The sequence below is a fragment of the Anaerospora sp. genome (assembly GCF_032013335.1).
Taxonomy (GTDB): Bacteria; Bacillota; Negativicutes; order Sporomusales; family DSM-15969; genus Anaerospora.
This window is the reverse complement of record NZ_DALZUO010000003.1, coordinates 72,617-94,856: the sequence shown is the minus strand read 5'-3', so window position 1 is coordinate 94,856 and position 22,240 is coordinate 72,617. Positions and strand designations below refer to the sequence as shown.

General features: G+C 47.3%; 20 protein-coding genes and 1 riboswitch. Of the genes, 1 reads left to right on the top strand and 19 read right to left on the bottom strand.

Annotation, left to right across the window (positions count from 1 at the left end; all coding sequences use genetic code 11):
- Positions 1–14: 14 nt before the first annotated feature.
- The 16 genes from RTR76_RS04035 to RTR76_RS03960 all read right to left on the bottom strand — a co-directional run bounded on the left by RTR76_RS04035 (position 15) and on the right by RTR76_RS03960 (position 17,349).
- Positions 15–776 (bottom strand): glucose 1-dehydrogenase, encoded by a 762-nt coding sequence (locus RTR76_RS04035; RefSeq protein WP_312516952.1) that lies wholly within the window; start codon positions 774–776, stop codon positions 15–17.
- 399 nt (positions 777–1,175) lie between these two features.
- Complete coding sequence (locus RTR76_RS04030; protein WP_312516950.1) at positions 1,176–1,760, bottom strand: gamma carbonic anhydrase family protein; 585 nt, start codon at positions 1,758–1,760, stop codon at positions 1,176–1,178.
- A 74-nt stretch (positions 1,761–1,834) separates the two neighbouring features.
- Complete coding sequence (locus RTR76_RS04025; RefSeq protein WP_312516948.1) at positions 1,835–2,170, bottom strand: hypothetical protein; 336 nt, start codon at positions 2,168–2,170, stop codon at positions 1,835–1,837.
- Positions 2,164–4,182 (bottom strand): molybdopterin-dependent oxidoreductase, encoded by a 2,019-nt coding sequence (locus RTR76_RS04020; RefSeq protein ID WP_312516946.1) that lies wholly within the window; start codon positions 4,180–4,182, stop codon positions 2,164–2,166. The genes RTR76_RS04025 and RTR76_RS04020 overlap by 7 nt, the downstream gene beginning before the upstream one ends.
- 218 nt (positions 4,183–4,400) lie before the next feature.
- Positions 4,401–4,922, bottom strand: a complete 522-nt coding sequence (locus RTR76_RS04015) for a DUF456 domain-containing protein (RefSeq protein ID WP_312516944.1) — start codon at positions 4,920–4,922, stop codon at positions 4,401–4,403.
- Positions 4,923–4,937: 15 nt separating this feature from the next.
- Entirely contained in the window at positions 4,938–6,206 is a 1,269-nt protein-coding gene (gene purD, locus RTR76_RS04010; RefSeq protein ID WP_312516942.1) for a phosphoribosylamine--glycine ligase, read from the bottom strand.
- 10 nt (positions 6,207–6,216) lie between these two features.
- On the bottom strand, positions 6,217–7,755 hold the full coding sequence (gene purH / locus RTR76_RS04005; protein WP_312516940.1) for a bifunctional phosphoribosylaminoimidazolecarboxamide formyltransferase/IMP cyclohydrolase: 1,539 nt from the start codon (positions 7,753–7,755) through the stop codon (positions 6,217–6,219).
- Positions 7,752–8,381: a phosphoribosylglycinamide formyltransferase gene (gene purN, locus RTR76_RS04000; protein ID WP_312516938.1), complete on the bottom strand. Its 630-nt coding sequence runs from the start codon at positions 8,379–8,381 to the stop codon at positions 7,752–7,754. Before purN ends, purH begins: the two co-directional genes overlap by 4 nt.
- Positions 8,374–9,447 carry a phosphoribosylformylglycinamidine cyclo-ligase gene (purM, locus tag RTR76_RS03995; protein ID WP_312516936.1) on the bottom strand — a complete coding sequence of 358 codons (1,074 nt, stop codon included), beginning with the start codon at positions 9,445–9,447 and terminating at the stop codon, positions 8,374–8,376. The genes purN and purM overlap by 8 nt, the downstream gene beginning before the upstream one ends.
- The gene (gene purF, locus RTR76_RS03990) at positions 9,434–10,849 is read right to left on the bottom strand and encodes an amidophosphoribosyltransferase (RefSeq protein ID WP_312516934.1); all 1,416 of its coding nucleotides are present in this window, start codon (positions 10,847–10,849) and stop codon (positions 9,434–9,436) included. Before purF ends, purM begins: the two co-directional genes overlap by 14 nt.
- Positions 10,850–10,888: 39 nt before the next feature.
- A complete protein-coding gene (gene purC, locus RTR76_RS03985) occupies positions 10,889–11,599 on the bottom strand; it encodes a phosphoribosylaminoimidazolesuccinocarboxamide synthase (RefSeq protein WP_312516932.1) in 711 nt (236 codons plus the stop codon).
- Between the two features lie 21 nt (positions 11,600–11,620).
- Positions 11,621–12,118 carry a 5-(carboxyamino)imidazole ribonucleotide mutase gene (gene purE, locus RTR76_RS03980; RefSeq protein WP_312516930.1) on the bottom strand — a complete coding sequence of 166 codons (498 nt, stop codon included), beginning with the start codon at positions 12,116–12,118 and terminating at the stop codon, positions 11,621–11,623.
- A 108-nt stretch (positions 12,119–12,226) separates the two neighbouring features.
- Positions 12,227–13,597: an NCS2 family permease gene (locus tag RTR76_RS03975; RefSeq protein WP_312516928.1), complete on the bottom strand. Its 1,371-nt coding sequence runs from the start codon at positions 13,595–13,597 to the stop codon at positions 12,227–12,229.
- A 205-nt stretch (positions 13,598–13,802) separates the two neighbouring features.
- Positions 13,803–13,905: riboswitch (purine riboswitch) on the bottom strand.
- A gap of 92 nt (positions 13,906–13,997) precedes the next feature.
- Positions 13,998–15,533, bottom strand: a complete 1,536-nt coding sequence (gene guaA / locus RTR76_RS03970) for a glutamine-hydrolyzing GMP synthase (protein WP_312516927.1) — start codon at positions 15,531–15,533, stop codon at positions 13,998–14,000.
- A gap of 65 nt (positions 15,534–15,598) precedes the next feature.
- Positions 15,599–16,357, bottom strand: a complete 759-nt coding sequence (locus tag RTR76_RS03965) for a phosphorylase (RefSeq protein WP_312516926.1) — start codon at positions 16,355–16,357, stop codon at positions 15,599–15,601.
- A 32-nt stretch (positions 16,358–16,389) separates the two neighbouring features.
- Entirely contained in the window at positions 16,390–17,349 is a 960-nt protein-coding gene (locus RTR76_RS03960; protein ID WP_312516925.1) for a dipeptidase, read from the bottom strand.
- A gap of 351 nt (positions 17,350–17,700) precedes the next feature.
- On the opposite strand from RTR76_RS03960, the gene RTR76_RS03955 reads away from it, so the two are divergent.
- Positions 17,701–18,480, top strand: a complete 780-nt coding sequence (locus RTR76_RS03955) for an SDR family NAD(P)-dependent oxidoreductase (protein WP_312516924.1) — start codon at positions 17,701–17,703, stop codon at positions 18,478–18,480.
- Between the two features lie 188 nt (positions 18,481–18,668).
- On the opposite strand, the gene RTR76_RS03950 is transcribed toward RTR76_RS03955, so the two are convergent.
- From RTR76_RS03950 to RTR76_RS03940, 3 genes are all read right to left on the bottom strand, one after another.
- Complete coding sequence (locus RTR76_RS03950; protein WP_312516923.1) at positions 18,669–19,847, bottom strand: ABC transporter substrate-binding protein; 1,179 nt, start codon at positions 19,845–19,847, stop codon at positions 18,669–18,671.
- 222 nt (positions 19,848–20,069) lie between these two features.
- On the bottom strand, positions 20,070–21,086 hold the full coding sequence (locus RTR76_RS03945) for an AbrB family transcriptional regulator (RefSeq protein WP_312516922.1): 1,017 nt from the start codon (positions 21,084–21,086) through the stop codon (positions 20,070–20,072).
- Between the two features lie 13 nt (positions 21,087–21,099).
- Positions 21,100–22,161: a nucleoid-associated protein gene (locus RTR76_RS03940; RefSeq protein WP_312516920.1), complete on the bottom strand. Its 1,062-nt coding sequence runs from the start codon at positions 22,159–22,161 to the stop codon at positions 21,100–21,102.
- Between the last annotated feature and the right edge of the window lie 79 nt (positions 22,162–22,240).

The window sequence follows — 22,240 nt, the reverse complement described above, 5'->3', positions numbered from 1 at the left end:
ATAGTATGCAAATGTTACTGTGCGCTCCAGCCGCCGTCTACCGTCATCACCTGACCGGTCATGTAGTTTGCGGCTGCAGAGGCCATATAAACAACAGCGCCCTGCATATCCTCCACATTCCCCAGCCGTTTCGCGGCAGTCTTGCCGACTAAATATTGTCGGACTTTCTCATTTTTCAACTCTTCTGCATTAATTGCCGTCTCTACATAGCCGGGACAGAGGGCGTTAACCTGAATATGATAGCGAGCCCACTCCAGAGCCAGCGCTTTCGTCATTTGAATAACCCCGCCTTTGGCAGCACAATAAGGAGCAACCATTTTCTCGCCCACTAAGCCCAAGATAGAAGATACATTAATGATTTTACCATGGTTTTGCTTGATCATCTCCCGGCCGACTGCCTGGCAGCAGAAAAAGACCCCTTTTAGATCCAGGTTTACTACATGATCCCAGTCTTCTTCGGTTACCTCTTCTGCCCGCCTTGTTATCGCATTACCGGCATTATTGACCAGAATATCAATGACCGGAAAAACTTCCAGCGTTTTCGCCACTAACTGTTGAATATCGGCTAGTTTTGTTATATCTGCCGGTACGGCCAGTGTTTTCACTCCAAGCGCAGCAATTTCAGCCGCCGCCTGTTCACATTCAGTCTTATTGCGGCTGACAACCACAATATTAGCACCCGCTTGGGCCAGCCCCTCAGCCAACCCACGGCCAATGCCTCGCGTAGCTCCTGTCACAATGGCAACTTTCCCCGTAAGATCAAAAGCAGGCAACATATCGGATACCTCCCAATTGTACAAGCTAGCATCATTATAAGCCAGATTGCCCATAATTACCAGAATGAACGACAGGCCTCTACCTTGGGGTGGTAGAGGTCTGAGATACATTATGTAGCAGTTAAGAAAAAGGGGACAGTCCCCTTTTTTCTTTATACTCTAAATTGCTGAGTCTTTTCATCTTACTTCTTATCCACATATTATCAAAGTTGAGATAATGTAAATGGGACGAGTGTCCACTCGTCCCAAACTGAATACACTATCACCGTCTCAAGCGGCTTTCTCTAGATGATCTATCATCCGAGAATTCTGGAGGTAACCTCTCTACTCCTAAGGCGAAAGCGCTCCTGTTACAGCAGGGCGTTTTGCTATATTAACCTATGTATATTTAAACTATATTCATCCTTCCGCCAGCTTCTCATAATCCAGCTTCCACAAAGGCTGCTGAAGCGCTTTGGTCAGCGACTCAATAATCACTGCCGGAAATCCTTCTACTACCACTTTCTCAGGGAAGTGGCTTTTTTGTTTCACCACGCTGCCTGCTTTTACTAATGTATTGCTGCCCAGCTTACTGTTATCACAAATGATAGCCCCTGGTTCAATAACGCTTCCTTTGCCGATGTGACAGCCATGGACAACGCAGCCCGGTCCGATAATTACATGATCTTCAATGATTAGCTCATTATCGGGCAGCAAATGGAGCACTGTGTTTTCTAGTATCTGTACATTACTGCCAATGCGAATTGGACCATGAGAATCACCGATTATTTTGACACCGGCACCAATAATTGTTTTTGCCCCCACTGTAACATCACCGGTGATTTCGGCTGAAGGAAATAGTACCGCCTTTTCATCAACTTGCGGAAATTTGTCGCCGTAAGCATATAGCTTTCCCATCATATCCCCCTTTTCAGGCAGTTTTTCTATTGTAGTTGCCTGGAAGACAGGCAAGGTTATGTCATTACCTCGCATCCTTTTGACCATGTCGCGGTCCTGCTGAGTAAGCTGACGGATGATACGCCCCGGTCTGCCAACCACCACGCTACCGTCTGGAACAATCATTCCTTCGCGGATAAGGTCCCTTCTCCCAGGATACACATATCACCGAGGACAGCGCCCGGCATAATCAGCGCGTTATTGCCGATCTCACAGAGATTCCCGATTGTTGCGCCGATAACAATGGATTTATGTCCAAAGACCGTTTTCGCTTTAATATGAGTGGGGAAAGCAGCATTGCCGATAATCACACTGTTTTCCAGAACATAGCTGCTGTTTTCAACTGTAATGCCTTCCTCAAGGGAGCGGAGGATCGAGCCTTGGGCAACATATACATTGCCGCCAAGCTTCATCTTTCCCACCAGGCAGGCCGATTCTGCAAAGCCCCCGGCTAGCATTGGTCCACCAACTCCTCACTTGCCCGGATATTGACTTTCACATCATAAAATGTGCTGCCTTTGCCACTGTCGGTTAGACGCTGCGCAGTAAGAGTATTGGAGGAACGGCGGCTGACCGTGTGCTCAAGCCACCACACACCTTCGGCAACAACCACTCCGGCAGGAACTTTATCAGTAACTTTCAATTGGTAAGCTACCTCACCCCGCTCATTATAGGCAATTACCAGCTGGCCATCTTGTAGACTAAGTCTTGCGGCATCAGCAGTATTCATTTGGAGAAGCATTTTGTTGTTTTGCGTTAAATCTGCTCGTTCATTAAAAGAGGAATTCAATAAACGAATATCCGGCGAGTTAATCAGCCAAAAGTCAGCTGGATCACCATAAGGCTGGGTATAGCGAGGCAGCGCCTCTTTTTTCCGGGTATTGAGAATTTCAATCTTACCGGAAGGCGTATTGAATTTCGTTTTATAGCCTTCAGGCAACGGCAATTCCATCGGCAGCCCGGCGAGCAGTTTATCGATAGGAGCACCAGCCAGCCAGGAAGACGGGTTAGCTAAAATACTGTCTATGAGTTCATCTGCCGACTGCTTAAAGAACGGTTTATCAATTCCCATTGCTGCTGCAAGGAGGCAAAAGACTTCCCAGTTGGATTTTGCCTGTCCTACCGGCTCAATCACGGCTCGAACCCGCTGCATGCAATAGTGGCCATATGCCCGGTAGATATCGCTGTGTTCCAATGAGGTAGTGGCAGGCAGAACAATATCGGCATACAGGGCGGTATCAGTCATAAACCGTTCATGAACAACGGTGAACAGATCTTCCCGTGCCAGCCCCTGGAGCACCCGGTTTTGATCAGGTGCTACAATCGCCGGATTGGACACATATACATAGAGGCTCTTAATGGGTGGATCGGTAAGCTCATTTAAGGCCTCGCCGATTTGATTCATATTAATAGACCGCGTAGGTCTTTCCTGAAAATCCTCACGGATTACACGGCTGCTGTCAAAGGCACTTCCTGTAGAAATACTGGCTAACAGACCACCGCCTTTTTTGTCCCATGCACCAACCAGTGCCGGGAGACAGGTGATGGTCCGAATGGTCATTGCTCCATTGCCATACCGTGACATGCCGCTGCCCAGTGTAATAAAAGGCGCCCGCGCTGACGCATATCGTCTCGCCAACTCTTCGATCACGGATGCGGCTATGCCGGTTATTTTGCTGACCTCCTCCGGCGAATAGTCAGGCAGTATCTGCGCTGCCAGTTCTTCATAGCCTAAGACTGAGGTGGCGATAAAATCCTGATCTACCAGGTTGTCTCTATCGATTATATGCATCATGCCTAATGCCAAAGCCCCATCGGTTCCCGGCCGGATAACTATGGTTTCATCAGCAACTTGGGCTGTCCCTGTTTGATAGGTGTCAATCAGCCAGACCTTTGCTCCCCGTTCTCTGGCGATTTTAATATCATGAAGACTGTGAATACTGGTTGCCAGTGCATGTATTCCCCAGAGAATGATAAAATCACTGTCCTGTATTTCTGACGGATGAGGGGCCATCGTACTTCCCATGACCGCACTGTAGCCAACGCCCTTAGCAGGCGAGCAAATGGTACGCTCTAGCTGCGATGCACCAAGACTATAGAAAAAGGGATGCCCGGCATTGCGCTGTATTTGGCCCATCGAACCGGCATAGGAGTATGGCAGAATAGCCTCAGCACCGTATTGGGCAATGATTTCCTGCCATTGCTGCTGAATATGTGCAATAGCCTCATCCCAGGAAATAGCAGTAAATTCATCGCTCCCCTTTGGACCGGTGCGTAGTAAGGGTGTTTCAATACGCCGGGAAGAATGAACCGTTCTTTCATAGTGATTCATCTTAGGACAAAGCGTGCCTCGTGTAAAGGGATGCTCCGGATCGCCTTCTACTTTTACGGCCTTTCCTTCATCAACATGAATGAGCAGTCCACAGGTATCCGGACAGTCATAAGGACAAGCGGAACGGAAAACTTGCATAACTTTTTCTCCTTTACATTGAGAGTGTAGTGTAGTTTATCTTCGTGCTTTTTCGATTTGTTTCCTGCTCAAAAAAGGGGACTGTTCCCTTTTCCACCTAGTGGATAAATAAGAAAGAAGCCTTTTCGGTTAGAAAAGGCTTCTTTCTTATTCTTACCCTGATACCGCACTCTTACTATTTATTATGCAGCAGGATGAAGGTAAGGTGGTGAATAAGGTTACATTTTATTCCATATGAGATTAACCGCTATCGTTATAGCCATTGCAATGGCTATCGCCATTTTGACAACCATACCAGCCACTTGCCCGGCTAAAACGCTTTTTGCCACCCGGTGAGACTGGTCGCGATTGCCGGTAATCAGGTATTCCGCCAGATAGCTCGCTCCAAAAGCACCGGCAAAGGCGCCAAGCAAAGAGCCGATGATCGGGAGCACAGCCGTACCTGCCACAGCTCCGGTAATACCACCGATAAAAGCAGCCACCGTAGCCAGCGTAGAAGCCTTTTGTTTGCGTGCTCCCAAAGCACCGGCAATGAATTCCACAATCTCGCCGACAAGCAGCAAGCCCAGTAACAGCAGCACCAAATTTACCGTAAAACCGGTAAAATCATAGTAAAAGCCATAGCCTAAGGCAGTAAAGAAAATCAGCCAGTTACCGGGCAGGCCAATTACGGTCAGTAAAAAGCCGCCTAGCAAAATGACAAGCATGACAATATTTAACATCCAGCCGCCGATATCCATTATGACACCTGCCTGTTACCGTCTTAATGCACGATGGGCAATATCGCGGCGATATTGCATATCCGTAAAGTGAATTTGCGGGATGGCACCATAGACTTTATCCACAGCATCTGCAATACTCCCGCTCACAGCGGTCACGCCCAACACACGGCCTCCGGCGGTAACAACGCTGCCTTTCTCACTGGCAGTACCGGCTTGGAATACCAGTGCTCCCTGCTGTTCTGCGTTTTCAATGCCGCTGATGACATGCCCTTTCTGATACCAGCCTGGATATCCGCCTGCAGCCAAAACGACGCATACTGCCGCTTCTTCAGACCATTCAATCGCAGTATCCGCAAGCGTACCATTTACGCAAGCCATTAAAACGGCCATCAAATCGGTTTTGAGCAGCGGCAAAACAACCTGGGTTTCGGGATCGCCGAAGCGGGCATTGAATTCTACTACCTTGGGACCTTCAGCTGTAATCATTAAGCCTGCATAGAGGCAGCCCTTATAGAGACAGCCTTCTTTGCGCATGGCCTCAACGGCAGGCTGCAAAACTTCGCGAACAATTTGCTCTTTTAAAGCTTCCGTTACTACCGGCGCAGGAGCATATGTACCCATACCGCCTGTGTTAGGACCGGCATCATTATCGAAGATGCGCTTGTGATCCTGCGCAGCTACCATGGGAACTACCGTATAGCCGTCAGTAAAGGCCAAGAGAGATGCCTCTTCTCCCTCCATGAACTCCTCGACTACAATGACCGTTCCGGCATCGCCGAAGATCCGTTCTGTCATCATCGTATCGACTGCAGTCAAGGCCTCATCCACGTCCAGGGCCACTACCACACCTTTGCCTGCCGCCAAACCATCGGCTTTAACGACAATGGGTGCTCCCTGCTCCCGGATATATGCTTTGGCCTCTTCAGCTAAGGTGAAGGTTGCATAACGGGCACTGGGTATATTGTATTTACGCATTAAATCCTTGGCAAAGGTCTTGGAGCCTTCAATTTGGGCTGCCGCCCGAGAGGGTCCAAACACAGCCAACCCCTGATTGGCAAAGTAGTCACATATGCCGTTTACCAGCGGTATCTCAGGTCCTACTACCGTCAAGCCGATATCATGCTGTCTGGCAAACTGCGCCAGCGCAGCATTGTCAGCGATATCCATTTCTACACAGCAGGCTAATGCTGCAATACCGGGATTACCAGGAATGCAATAGATCTCATCCACTTGCGGACTTTGTGACAGCTTGAATACTAAAGCATGCTCGCGGCCGCCGCCGCCAATAACCAGTACACGCATGGCAATCCTCCTAATGTTTAAAATGACGTATGCCGGTAAACACCATCGCAATTCCATATTTGTCCGCTGCAGTAATGGATTCTTCGTCCCGCACCGAGCCGCCAGGCTGAATAATCGCCGTTATACCAGCTTTAGCCGCTGCTTCTACCGTGTCTCCGAACGGGAAAAAAGCATCAGAAGATAACACCGCACCATTCGCGGCAGCACCTGCCTGCTCCAGCGCAATTGCTGCTGCGCCAACCCGGTTCATCTGACCCGCCCCGACACCGAGCGTCTTATTCTGGTTTGCTACTACAATAGCATTGGATTTGACGTGTTTTACCACTTTCCAGGCAAATACCAATTGGTGCCACTCAGTTTCGGTTGGCTGACGTTTAGTCACTACCCGGTACTCTCCGGTCTGTTCAACAGACCGGTCCATTTGCTGCATCAGCAGGCCGCCTGATACCTTTTTTAGATCTGCTTCTTCGCCTTTGGCAAGCGACGGAGCTTCGAGAAGACGCAAATTCTTTTTAGTGGTCAGAATAGCAAGCGCCTCCGGAGCGAAAGCCGGTGCAATGACTGCTTCCAGAAACAGCGTACTCATCTCATCGGCAGCTGCTTTGTCTACGGAACGGTTCACTGCGACTATTCCGCCAAAAGCGGAAACCGGATCTGCTGTATATGCTTTATTGTAAGCTTCGGCAATGGTGCTCCCAATGCCGGTGCCGCAAGGGTTAGTGTGTTTAATGATCGCTGCTGCCGGCTCATCGAAATCATTTACAATTGTCCAGGCAGCTTCCAGGTCAACAATATTATTAAAAGATAATTCCTTACCGTGCAATTGGCGGGCATGAGCAATTCCCTGGCCCTTAGTACCGCATTCTTTATAGAAGGCTGCCTGCTGATGAGGGTTTTCACCGTACCGCAGATTTTCCACCTTCTCATACACCAGGTGGAGCTTGTCAGGAAATAAGTTCTCCCCGGCCTGTGCTGCCAAATAGCGGCTGATGCAGGCGTCATATTCGGCTGTATGTCCATAAGCTTCCTGCGCCAGAGCCATGCGCAGCTCAGCTGCTACAGTACCCTCTTGTCTGAGCGCAGCAAGTACTGTCTCATAACGGGCAGGATTAACAACAACCGTTACATAGTTGAAGTTCTTAGCAGCGGCCCGGATCATTGCTGGTCCGCCAATATCAATGTTCTCGATTGCATCGCTGAGCGTTGCCTCAGGGTTGGCAATGGTCTGGCGAAACGGATAAAGATTTACAACTACCATATCAATCCCGGTAATGCCATGCTTCTCCATTGCTGCTACATGGTCGCCGTTATCGCGAATTGCCAGAATGCCGCCATGGATGAAAGGGTTAAGCGTTTTGACCCTGCCGTCCATAATTTCCGGAAAACCAGTAACATCACTCACATAGATAACAGGAATACCAGCGTCACGCAGTGCTTTCATCGTACCGCCGGTTGAGATAATTTCAACACCCATTTCATGGAGTTCACGGGCGAATTCAATCAGTCCTGTTTTATCGGAAACACTAAGCAGTGCCCGTTTGATTTTCATTTTTCTTCCTCCTTGGCAGCATCAATTCGCACAATGCGGCTCTCGCAATGCAGGCGTCCCTGACAAAATAACTGAACCGCCCGGGGATAAAGTTCATGCTCAACCTGCAGAATGCGTTCCGACAGATTTTGGGGAGTATCATCACTAGCAACAGCTACCGCCTGCTGCAGAATGACTGGTCCCGTATCCATTCCTTCGTCAACAAAGTGAACAGTGCAGCCTGATACCTTAGCACCATACCGGATGGCCTGGCCCTGTGCATCTAGCCCGGGGAAAGCCGGCAGCAGCGAGGGATGAATGTTCATAATTTTCCGGGGGAAACGGCTGATAAAATGAGGGCTTAAGAGTCTCATGAACCCCGCAAGCACGACCAATTGTACACCATGCCGCTCTAGTTCTGCAGCTAAGGCTTCCTCAAACCGTCGCTTATCGCTAAAAGCAGACCGTTCGATGCAGCAGGCGGGAATTTGCTGTTTCTCAGCTCGTTCCAGCACCTGAGCCGTTGGGTTATCACTAATGATGACCGCAACCTGGCCGTTGATTACCCCTGCTGCAATGGAGTCAAGAATAGCCTGGGCATTGCTGCCCCGCCCGGAAGCAAGGATGCCGATTTTCACCTTAGTCACCAAAAGAGCCTCCCCTGAGAATCACTTGTCCGTCACCTTCCGTTACCTGTCCGATCAGGTACGCCGGTTCGTGGCGCTCAGCCAAGTGAGCCAGTACCCGCTCAGCCTCATCAGCACCAACCACAAGAATCATACCGATCCCCATATTAAAGGTACGGTACATTTCCGGCCAGTCAACATTGCCCCACTGCTGCAGTAAGTTGAAGACCGGCAGCTGCGGCCAGCTTGCAGTGTCTACTTCCACATTGCAGCCCTCAGGCATTATCCGGGGAATATTATCATAAAAACCGCCGCCTGTAATATGGACCATACCTTTAATCGTAAATTCTTCAATTAATGGCAGGCAAACCTTGGGGTACAGGCGGGTTGGAACTAGCAGTTCCTCGCCTAGCGGGCGTCCGAGTGAAGGAATATAGTCTTCTACCGACATTTGCTTAATATCAAAACATATTTTACGGACAAGCGAAAACCCATTCGAATGGAGGCCTGTTGACGGCAAGCCGATTAATTTATCGCCAGGACGAATCGTTTCTCCCGTAATCAGCTTGCTCTTTTCGGCAACTCCGACAGCGAAACCAGCAATATCATAGTCTCCTGCTGCATAAAACCCGGCCATTTCTGCAGTCTCACCGCCAAGGAGAGCACAGCCTGATTCCTTGCAGGCCCGGGCTACACCTGACACGATGGTGGCTACTTGCGCGGGCTCCAGCTTGCCTACGGCAATGTAATCCAGAAAAAAGAGCGGTTCTGCTCCCTGAACTAAAATATCATTGACACTCATGGCCACGACATCCTGACCAATCGTATCATGCTTGCCGGCCATCAGGGCTATGCGCAATTTTGTTCCTACGCCATCCGTACCCGACACCAGCACCGGTTCACGGTATTTGGCAGCGTTAAGCGCAAAAAGCCCGCCAAAGCCGCCAATGTCCCCCATTACTTCAGGCCGGTATGTGGCACGGACATCAGCTTTCATTAGCTCTACTGTCCGGTTGCCTGCATCAATATCTACCCCGGCATCCCGGTAAGTTAACCCTTTATTGCTGTTATTGTTATTCGAAGACATACTTTTCTCCTCCCTCCCGGTGTTCACAGGGAATATCTGCCGGATAACGGCTGTTAAAGCAGGCATAACACATATCGTCGTATTTGACATCACTCAAGGACTGATAGAGTCCCTCTAATGATATATAATGCAGCGAATCGGCGCCGATAAACTGCCGGATCTCTTCCACTGCCTTCGAAGAGGCAATCAATTCTTTGCGGATAGAGGTGTCAATCCCATAATAACAGGGAAAAGATATCGGCGGAGAACTGACACACATGTGAATTTCTTTAGCGCCTGCCTCTTTAAGCATACGGACAATTTTGCCGCTGGTGGTTCCCCGTACAATCGAGTCATCAACCAGCACAATCGATTTATTGTTAACGATTGATTTAACGGCATTTAATTTAATCCTTACGCCAAGATCGCGCTTCTTCTGTTCAGGCTGAATAAACGTACGCCCAATATACCGGTTTTTGATCAAGCCTTCAGCATAAGGAATTCCCGCTTCATAACTAAAGCCAATTGCGGCCGCCGTTCCCGAGTCGGGTACGGATATGACCATATCCGCTTTAAAGCCGCTTTCACGGGCCAGCTGACGTCCCATAGCAAGACGAGCCTGATAGACGCTTTGTCCATCGATGACGCTGTCTGGACGGGCAAAATAAATATATTCAAAAATGCAAAGTGCTTTTTTATCCTGTGGAGCGAACCGGTAGGATTTGAGACCGGTTTCGTCAATCACCACCATTTCGCCAGGTTCGACATCACGGACGAACTCAGCTCCAACGGTATCCAAGGCACAGGATTCGGAAGAAATAATCCAGCTGCCATTCAGCTTGCCAATACAAAGCGGCCGGAATCCATGAGGATCACGAACACCGATCAGCTTGTCCCGGGTCATAATAACCAGGCAATAGGCTCCCTGAATTTGCAAAACACTTTCCGTAATTTTTTCTTCAATCGTAGCCCGACCGGAGCGGGCGATTAGGTTAACCACCACCTCACTGTCAATCGAGGTTTGAAAAACGCTGCCGCTTTGCTCCAAGCGCTCCCGTATTTCCAGGGCGTTGGTGAGATTTCCATTATGAGCCAAACTGATTGGGCCACCGGCAAAGCGAACTAATAAAGGCTGCGTATTGGCAAGCAGGCTCGATCCGGTTGTTGAGTACCGGACATGGCCGATCCCAATACGGCTGGGCTTGTCCGGCAGTTCATGAAAGACTTCTCCTACCAGGCCCATACCCCGATGTACATCCATATAGTCACCATCAGTCAGCGCCATTCCCGCGCTTTCCTGACCCCGGTGCTGGAGAGCGAACAACCCCCAGTAAATGCTCAACGGCATGTTGTCAAGCTCACCGTAGACACCAAAGACTCCACATTCTTCCCGCAGCTTATCGCTTTCATTATCATAAACCATTGAACCACTCTCCTTATCTGCAAGTTGTTTGCTTGCGTTTTATAATTCCTCGCCTGTTAAACGGCGCAATATTTCTTTGTAAGCATCTTCCACATTACCGAGATCCCGGCGGAAGCGATCTTTATCCAGTTTTTGTTTTGTTTCACTATCCCAGAACCGGCAAGTATCGGGAGATATTTCATCCCCAAGCAGGACTTGTCCTTTATGCACGCCAAATTCCAGTTTGAAATCGATCAGTTCAATTTTTTTCGTAAGCAAGTAAGCTGATAATATTTCGTTGATCTTAAGAGCCATCTCTTCCATAGCATGTACCTGTTCGTCGGTTGCAAGCCCTAAAGCGCGAATATGATAATGGTTGATCAGTGGATCCCCCAGTTCATCATCTTTGTAATAAAGTTCAACAATTGTTTGCGGCATTTTTCTGCCTTCTTCCCAGCCAATGCGCTTTGCCAGTGAACCTGCACTAATATTGCGTACGACTACTTCCACAGGCAAAATTGTCAGGCTTTTGACCAGCATTTCCCGGTCACTGACCAGGCGGATAAAATGATGGGCAATCCCATGCTGGCTCAGCAGGTTGAAGAAGAAAGCGGATATTTTATTGTTCATGATTCCTTTGTCGCCGATAGTCCCTTTTTTCAATCCATTCAGCGCAGTAGCATCGTCCTTGTAGTACACCAATAGCTCATCAGCATTGTCAGTTGTGTACATCATCTTGGCTTTTCCTTCATAAATTGGCTGTTTCATCATTTCCATCCCCCTAATTCATTATTATGCTTGCGCAGCAAGCTTTTCTTGCAGCGCAGCGTTTTTTCTTTCTACTTCAGCTGCCATTGTTGACCGGTAATCAACCAGCCGGAGCGCCACTTCCCGGTTAGCGGTAGCTAGAATCTGCACTGCAAAGAGCGCGGCATTCTTTGCTCCGTTAATCGCCATGGTAGCGACAGGAATACCTGCAGGCATTTGAACAATGCTGAGTAAGGCATCCAAGCCTCCCACCGATGTGCTATTTACCGGTATGCCGATAACCGGCAGGGTAGTAAAGCTAGCCACGACTCCAGGTAAATGAGCAGCGGCACCGGCAGCGGCAATGATCACCTGTACACCCCGTTCTGCAGCACCGGCAGTAAAGGTATGCACTTTGTCAGGTGTCCGGTGAGCAGAGGCTACCAGAACTTCCATCGCAATGCCAAATTCCTTCAGAGTATCCAGGGCGGGCTGCAATACGGGCAGATCTGAGTCACTACCCATAATAATGGCAACTTTCATTGATAAATCCATCCTTTCTTTTCCGGTTAAACCGGAGAGTTTAAAACCCAGATACGGAAGATTTTTTGTCTTCGTATCTGGGTTATTTTTCGCTTATTGAGTCAATCGCTATTCAGATAAGAAGGCAAAGCGCAATACCACAAGTACAGCCAGAACATAAACGATCCAGTGTACTTCCCGGCCCCGTCCGCTAATCAGCTTGAGCAGCGGATAGACAACCAGCCCGGCCGAAACACCATTGGCGATACTGTAGGTAAAAGGCATCATGATGATCGTCAAGAATGCAGGCAGACTTTCCGTAAAATCGCCAAAGTCAATATGGCGCACTGATTCCATCATGAGCGCACCCACGATAATCAGGGCAGGAGCAGTCGCAGCATCCGGAATCAGACCGGCAATTGGAATAAAGAACAGGGATAACAAGAACAGAATACCGCAAACAACGGCAGTAAGACCAGTACGGCCGCCAGCACCGACACCGGCAGCACTTTCAACAAAGGCAGTAATCGTGCTTGTACCCAAAAGGGCACCCAGACTGACACCGGTAGCATCAACAAGCATCGCTTTGCCAATGCCGGGAAACTTGCCTTTTTTGTCCATAAGGCCCGCTTTAGTGGCAGTACCCACCAGCGTTCCCATGGTATCGAACAGTTCAACAAAAGTGAACGTGAAAATAATCGTTAATAAGCCCATATTCAAAGCGCCCCAGATGTCCAGCGCAAAAAAAGCATTCTTGCTGAAATCAGGAATAGCAACAGGACTGAAACCGGCAGGTACCTTCACAATACCTATGGCGATGGCCAAAATAGTAGTCACAACAATGCCGATCAGCATAGAGCCTTTCACATTGCGGGCCATTAAAACACCAATGAACAGCAGCCCGAAAATAGCTACAAGTACTTCTGGATGGGCAAGCTTGCCCATTTCAATAATAGTTTCAAAGCTAAGAGGCGTTCCGTTGCCTTTAGCGGCAACAATTTTTTCCAAAGTAGGCGGAATGAGGGACAAACGGATACTCATAATACCAGAAAGCTTCAACCCGATAATGGTAATGAACAGGCCAATACCGACAGTAATCGCGTGTTTCAGGGAAGAAGGCATACCTTCTACCAGCAATTGGCGCACATTGGTAACAGTGAGAAGAACAAAAATAAGACCAGAAATAAATACGGCGCCCAAAGCAATTTGCCAGGAAACACCCATGCCGATAACAACGGTAAATGCATAAAAGGCATTCAAGCCCATGCCGGGAGCTAACGCTATCGGATAATTTACAAAAACACCCATCATTATGGTTACGATACCGGCGCCCAGCGCAGTCGCAAGCAGCACAGCGTCTTTATCCATACCGGCTGAACTTAAAATACTGGGATTAACAAACAGGATGTAGGCCATTGTCATGAACGTCGTGATACCTGCCATGACCTCTGTCTTAACGTCAGTTTTACGGGCGTTAAGGGAAAACAACTTTTCTAGCATTCTTTTCTCTCCCTTTTATAAGTGTAGCTCTAACAGTATTGCCAGCACCGTCCGGTTTAATTAAAAAAGCCCAGACAGGAAAAGTTGCTTCTGAATTTTGAGCAAAACTTTTCCGCCTGGGCTTTTACCCTTCGGTGTAACGCTGCTATAGAGCGCTTGTACCATAAGGTCGCAGTCCAGCCAATAGTAAATAAGCTGCGGAACCCCCTGATACACGTTCACCCGTAGTCGGACAATTTAGGGTTGTCCGGTAGAGACTCTTTGAGCCATATCCTCAAAATTATACGAGCTATATGGAATTTACGTAACTTATTGTACCAGTTTCCGACAAAGAGTGTCAACAAAAAAGTGAACTATTTTATGCGATTGTTGTTTATCGTTCGGAAATAAGCGACAATGCTTATTCCCATTCAATGGTGGACGGTGGTTTGGAGGTCACATCATACACAATGCGGTTAACCCCTTTTACCTCATTTACAATGCGGCGCGAGATGGAGTCAATGACTTCGTAAGGCAGACGAACCCAATCGGCTGTCATGCCATCTTCAGAAGACACAACTCTGAGACCGACCGTATAGGCATAAGTCCGCTCATCGCCCATGACGCCAACGCTCTTCATTGCCGGCAATACGGCAAACGACTGCCATACTTTGTTATACAAGCCGGCAAGCTTAATTTCCTGGTGCACGATAGCATCCGCTTCGCGCAGAATTTCCAGGCGCTCTTCCGTTACTTCACCAATGATGCGGATAGCCAGTCCAGGTCCTGGGAACGGCTGACGGCCGACAATATCTTCGGGCAGATTGAGCTCACGGCCCAATGCACGCACCTCATCTTTGAACAGGTCGCGCAAAGGCTCAATCAGTTTGAATTTCATGTCTTCCGGCAAGCCGCCTACATTGTGATGGCTTTTAATGACTGCCGCAGTGGCCGTACCGCTTTCAATAACGTCAGGATACAGTGTGCCCTGCACCAGGAATTCAATATCTCCCAGCTTGGCTGATTCGGCCTCAAAGACACGAATGAATTCTTCCCCGATGATTTTACGCTTCTGCTCCGGTTCGGTAATGCCTTCCATACGGGTCAGGAAGCGATCCACAACTTCGGCATAAACCAGGTTCATGTGGAAGCCTTCACGGAAGGTTTTAACAACTTGCTCAGCCTCACCTTTGCGCAGGAAACCATGATTAACAAAAACGCAGGTCAATTGATCGCCGATTGCTTTATGTACCAGTACTGCCGCAACCGAAGAATCTACTCCGCCGCTTAGGGCGCAAAGCACTTTTTTATTGCCTACTTGCTCACGGATTTGCTGAACGGCAATATCAACGTAAGATCCCATATCCCAGTCGCCTTTACAGCCACAAGTGGTAAACAGGAAGTTACGGATCATTTTCATACCTTCCGGAGTGTGAACCACTTCCGGGTGGAACTGAACACCATAGATCCGCAGCTGCTCATTAGCAATAGCGGCAACAGGGGTGCTGCTGGTATGTGCTGTTACAGTAAATCCTTCCGGAGCTGCGGCAACATAATCACCGTGACTCATCCACACCTGCGTATCACCGCTTAATTGGTCGAACAAGCCTTCGCTTTTATCGATGGTTAAACGGGTATTACCATATTCGCGGGAAGTAGCATGAGCAACTTGTCCATTCAGCATGTAAGTAGTAAGCTGCATACCGTAGCAAATACCAAATATCGGTATGTTCAGGTTAAATACTTCCTGCTCGCAGCGAGGTGCTCCTTCACTATATACACTGGACGGACCGCCGGAGAAAACAATGCCCTTCGGCTGACGCTCCACGATTTTAGCAACAGGCGTATTAAAAGGCACAATTTCGCAATATACACCGCATTCGCGAATCCGCCGGGCTATTAGTTGGCTGTATTGGCCCCCGAAATCCATAACAAGCACTAGTTCTTTATTTTCCATTTTATCCTCCCTGTCCCTTTCGATATTCCCAAACTATATCACATCTCGCCTAGCGTGTAAATATCTCATTGCATCTCTTTTGCTAATGCTTTACAATCACATTTTCCCAGTACCGCCAAGTTGCGCACGGTACCAATAATAATCGGATTAAGCAGTGCAGCATCAACTGCCGCCGGGTTGCCTGCTACCACATAAATACCTGCATAGCATGCCCCGATTTGCCTGGCTAGATATACTTCCGGGCATAAGCGGCGTCCGGTCATATCCGCTTGGCCCTTAAGCAGGGCAAGCTCTGCTGAACTCTCACCGGGAGAACCACTGTTAACGGCATATACACCGCGTTTAAAAATGCGTGCTTCCCCCTGTTCCCGGGCGGTCCGTACCAGCTGTTCGCGTACCTCCGGACAAAGAGCATCTTCCATCACCAACCGGTCATTTCCTTCTAAAAAAACATGGCTGTGCGGAGAAAGATTAATATAGTCCTCAGGAACGACAATATCTCCCGTTTCCAGCAAATGATTAACTCCTCGTACACAGCCCGGAGCCACAATCCGCTTGACTCCGACTTCCCTGAGTACCCAGAACACGCGGCGTACTTCCTCGCTTTGATCATTTATAAGCGATCCCCCTTGCAGCCGACAGGTAATAACCTGACGACCATCAAGGGCAAACAAACGAAAAACCGGACTTTGCCCATAAGGCGTTTCAAAAACCATTTCATCAGCCAGTATTTCAATACCGGCTTCGCCGGTATCCATGGGAAATTCACCTGTCATTGTATCCGTATCACCAATAATGGCAAAATCGGTTTTTAATAGATTCATCTGGTCAGACCTCACTTACTGTGATTATATTTTTAGGGCTGATATGGTACTAGTGTATCCCGAATAAGCCGTTCTGCATTACGCCAAGCAATTTTTTCGATTTCATCTTCAGAAAAGCCTGCTTTCTCCATCGCTTCCAGAAGCTTGCCTATTTGGCCGATATTCTCTACCTCAACTGCCGGATTAATACCGTCAAAATCACTCCCCAGAGCCATAACCTCAATCCCGCCGGTCTGATAGATGTGGCGAAGATGCCTGACCATATCCTCTATCCGGCTGACAGATGATTCGCCTAAAAAAGCCTGTGCGAAATTAAGGCCCATCACTCCACCTCTCTCCGCCAGCAGCCGGATCATTTCATCTGTTAGATTACGGCTGTGACCAGTAATGGTCCGGGCATTAGAGTGAGAGGCCAGAAAAGGCTTTTGGGAAAGCTGAGCTACATCAAAGAAGCCCTGATCCGAAAGATGAGACACGTCGATCAGCATCCCCAGGCGATTCATTTCTGCCACCACTTCGCGGCCCCGCTCGGTCAGGCCCCGTGTTTGAAACTCAGGACTACTATTAGGAAACCCGATTTCATTGGGATAATTCCACGTCAGCGTTATTAAGCGTACTCCAAGGCGGTAAAAATTCCTAAGGTTAGCCAAACTGCCTTTTATCGCCGCTCCTTCTTCGATGGTGAGAAAAGCGGAAATAATATTCTTATTCCAATTCTCATTCATTTCTTGTGCATTAGCAGCCAAGCGTATAACATCCTGATTGTGGGCAAGTTCGGTGTGAAACAGATCAGCCATCGCCAGACACTGCTCCAAAGGATCTTCCGGCCGTTTGGCATCAATATATAGAGCAAAGAACTGAGCTTTGGCAGGAGCCGATTGTAATTTGCCAATATCAACACATAAGCTGCTTTTTCGTAAATTGCCTTTTTCAGGATTATCATATAATTCCAGGATGGTATCACAATGCAAATCAATAACCGGTAGCTTCATTCTCCCAGCCTCCTCATATCTCTTCTTTTTATTATACTCTGTGAATGCAGCTTTCTGCACCAGTAAATTCCTTTACAGGCCGTTGATAAAGCCCCATCTGCGTTGTACCCGAGTTCTAAGACACTAAAGTGCCAGGGACTTCGCATTCAGGCCTGCGGGAGCTCACTCGCCGTACCCGCGCTGTACTGTCTTCGCTCTGCTTCCTCGGCCTTTCTAGCATCTGGAACTTTCTGAACGGCCTGGGGACGAAGTTTCTAGCGATCTGAAATTCCTTTTATTAGCCTTGCGTTGCGCAGCGTGTTTTCCTATAATAAAGGTATTGACAAATTATGGTTTGGGGAGGGTGTCTGCATGCAAGTACTAAAAGACAAGCTTGTATTTATCAGTGGTGCCAGCAGTGGAATTGGTCTGGCCTGCGCTGAGGTTTTTGCCAAAGCAGGATCAAAACTCATTTTATGTGCAAGAAACAGTGAAAAGCTTAGTGAAATTGCCAAGGACCTGAAAACCAGGTATGGTACCGACACCTTAACCTTGCAGCTTGATGTTCAGGATAAAGATGCGGTTAATGAAGTCTGCAGCTCTCTGCCGCAAGAATGGCAAAAAATTGACATTCTCATTAACAATGCCGGATTAGCCAGAGGAATGGAAAAACTGCATGAAGGTTACCTTGCTGACTGGGATGCCATGATTGATACGAACATTAAAGGGCTGTTATATTTAACAAGAAAGATCGTCCCCCTCATGCTTGCCAATGAGGTTAACGGTCAGGTGATTAATATTGGTTCGATCGCCGGCATCCACGCATATCCGGGTGGCGCAGTATATTGTGCCACCAAAGCAGCAGTAAAATTTATCAGTGATGGCCTCCGCATGGATGTTGTTGATACCCCCATCCGGGTAACAACAATTCAGCCAGGAATGGTAGAAACAAACTTCAGTATCGTCCGCTTCCATGGCGACGAACAAAAAGCCTCTGCCGTTTATGAAGGGATTACGCCTCTAACAGCAGAGGATATCGCGGATGTTGTTTTATACTCAGCAAGCGTTCCGGCACATGTGCAGATTTGTGAAGTCACCGTTACGCCTACACACCAGGCTACTGGCCGGGTAATCCACCAGGTAAAGAAATAAAAAACGGCCGTTGATAAAGCCCCATCTGCGTTGTCAGGCCTGCGGGAGCTCACTCGTCGTACCGTCGCTGTACTGTCTTCGCTCGCTTCCTCGGCCTTCCTAGCATCTGAGACTTTCTGAACGGCCTAGAATTAATCAACAATAAAAAAACCGTGCCATTTATTTGGCACGGTTTTTTTCTGTACTATTTAGGGATTTACAGTTGATTTAAAAGTCTGTTTGCCGTCTTTCAATTCAAGGATAACAGCGGATTTAACAGCATCATGATTTTCGTTCAGACTGATTTTGCCTGTTACAGCAGGATACTCTTTTGTTGCAGCCAGTGCATCGCGGATTTTGCCGGGTTCAGCGCTGTTGGCGCGTTTGATTCCGTCGATGAGAACATACATTGCGTCATAGCCCAAAACTGCCATCGCATCCGGTACTTGGCCGTATTCTTTTTTATAAGCGTCAACAAAGGCTTTTGAAGCTGAGCTGGTGTCTTCTACGGAGTAATGGTTGGTCATGAAAGTGTTATTCAGAGCAGCAGCTGTGCCGATTTCAACCAATTTGGGTGAATCCCAGCCGTCACCACCAACGAAAGGAGCAGTTATGCCAAGTTCGCGAGCCTGTTTAACAATTTTACCTACTTCTTCATAATAGCCTGGTACATAGATTACATCTGGATTAGTGCTCTTGATTTTAACAAGAATGGTTTTGAAGTCCTGATCTTTTTGCAGGTAAGCTTCTTCCGCTACAATCGTACCGTTCCCTTTTGTATAGGCTTCTTTAAAGAATTTTGACAAGCCTTTGCTATAGTCACTGGAATTGTCAATCATGATAGCAGCTTTTTGCAATTTAAGGGTGTTCAGGATAAAGTTGGCTCCTACAGTACCTTGGAAAGGATCAATGAAGCAAACACGGAAAACATAATTTTTCGCTTTGCCGGTCTTTTCATCCAAAGTAACTTTCGGGTTCGTAGTAGCAGCGGCTACAAAAGGAATTTTGTTGTCTTCAGCAACAGTAGAGGCTGCAATAGCATTAGAGCTGACAGTAAAGCCGGTAACGGCAACTACTTTGTCCTGAGAAATAACTTTTGTCATGGCGTTGGAGGATTCAGACGGCTCGCTTTTATTATCGGCTACTACCATTTGAATCTGCTTGCCTAATACGCCGCCCTTTGCATTGATCTCTTTAGCAGCTAATTTTGCACCATTCGCAGCAGCTGTACCAAAAGATGCCGTTCCGCCAGTTAATTCGTAAATTACGCCAATCTTAATATCGCTGGAGCTGGAAGCGGGACTGCCGCCGCCACACCCGGCCAACAAGCTCGACATCATAACAGTTATTAATCCTACGCTAAAAACTTTTAAACTCTTTTTGAACATTTCTTTTCTCCCCCTTTATCGTATCCCCTCTGTGCAAACCACCCGCTTTTACTGTACGCAACCGCCCCCTCTCATCGTTAATAAAATTACATACTCAGAAAATAAAAGATGCTTTACTAAGGCGTAGTGTAATACGCCCTAATAAAGCATCGTTGCTCAAAAACGTTTGTCTTCTATGATTATACATTGTAATTCTTTTTCAACGTTTTGACAAGTGTTTTTTTATATCTTATTTAACATCCATTTTAGCGCTATAGGAACCACCAGCAAGATGAACAACAACCGGAACATTTGATAGGAAATAACAACCGATAAGTCAGCATGAACCATCATGGCCGTCAACCCCATCTCGGCTACTCCACCAGGTGCTGTCCCTAAAAAGGCTGTTACCAGGCTGAATCCATACAACGCATTCAGGATAAATCCAATAGCAAACGAACATAAAAGAATGCCAACTATACCGCTTACTGTATAGGGGAGCAGCTTTTTCCAATTGCTCATGCTTTCTGCTTTGATATTAGCCCCCATATAAATACCGGTTGATACCTGCGCTACTGTAATCACCCATGTCGGCATAGGCAGCGGCTCCAGGCCGGAGCACACTAACGCTGCCGTAACCAGAGTAGGGCCTAACATCCAGGGTGTCGGCAGTCCTATCCGCTGAGCAGCTAAGGTTCCGATTAATACGGCTGTCACAAAGAATAGCTCTGTAGCAGGTTCCATTGTACTCTGAGCAGTTGTCCGCTGAATAGTCGTATCCACCACCTCTGCCAAGCCATGACGAGCCAGGAAGGGTACAGTAAACACAACTGCCAATAAGCGCAATGTCTGCATAAAGGTAACTACAGTAGCATCAGCATTCAATTCCTTGCTTAAAACTGCCATTTGGCTTAACCCACCAGGTACAGAGCCTAGCAAACTGCTTGCCAGATCGACGCCTGTCCGCTTATGCGTAATATACCCCATAAGTAAACTAAACGCAATGGTTGCAACAGTCGCAGCAAGCATCACAGGCAATTGATCGGCAATTTGCCTGGCAGTAGTCATGGTAAAGGGGCTGCCCATTGTAATCCCCAGTACGACTAAAGCTCCTTTGCGCAGCGCGGCAGGCCAATAGACAACCTTTTGAAATCCCAGTTGAATCACTAATATTACCGCAAGCGGCCCTAATGTCCACGGCAGTGGCAAATTCAATAAATAAAATACCGTCCCTCCTGCCAAAGCCTGGAGAAAGGTCATTAGTATCTTATAGCTATTCTTCGTTGTTGAAGTAAACTTTGTAGAAATGCATGCCTTTTTCGTCGTCAAATCCCCTTTCAATATGGCGAGTTGCATCTTCTAAGCCGGATTTAACCTGAATATCCACGCCCGTATCCAGTTTTATATTGCTCTTCATTTTGCGTTTCATCGATTTTACTGCACCATTGGAAATATCAAACGTTTCCTGAACCACTTTTTCCTGGGTAAGATCATAGTTTTTCTTATGCTGTTTAAACTCATGCATAAGTTCCGGATCACCAATAACCTGTTCTGCAAAGTCGTTTAAATCAAAGCTGCTTTTCCCTTCAAAATAGGCTACTGAATTGTTAATAAACGAGACCTGGTCCTTTTTATCAGCCTGATACATTTGCCCGTATACATTCTCGGAAAAATCACGACATAAATTTAAATACGTTTCCGTATGAAAATGACTATCCTCTACAGGAACGACCTGCAAGAATTCTTCTGTCCAGTATTGCGCTTCAGTATCGCTTTTATTGCCTTTATCGATAATTGCCACCCGGTAGCCGCCAAGTGACTGACTGTTAAAAATAAGACAGCCTTTATCCATTTTCCGGACATTAATACCATCCTCACAGGCAATGGTAATATCCAGACGATGCTCACTAATCCGCAGATAAGTATCTTTATTCTCTGTTTTAAAAATACCAATAGCATCAACTGCCTGTCCGTCTAAAATACAGTCAGCCAAATAAACCATATAAAATTCCCCTTGCTTAACTTTGGGATTAGTGGAATTCTCATACAGGCATTTTAATACATTAACTGATTGGTCATAAAAATTCTGTTTGTTAATAAAAGCCCTGCTGACACACATATACACTTCATTCAGGTGAATATCCGTCTCATGGTGAAAAGAGTACAACTGTTCACTCTTAAAAGATGACAAAAAGTATTTAAGCAGTATTTCTTCTAAGTTACCATCTGTCAGCGGGTAAAGAGCAGGAGTAATTGTCATGCCTTCCCCTTTTAACTTATTGCCGACTTTATGTATGGCCAATTTATCAATACGAGCATGATTCAGTTCAAACACAATATCTCTCCTTTAGCTAAAACGACATAAAACTATTATAGCAAAATATAAGAACCGACTGTAAAAATTTATATATTTT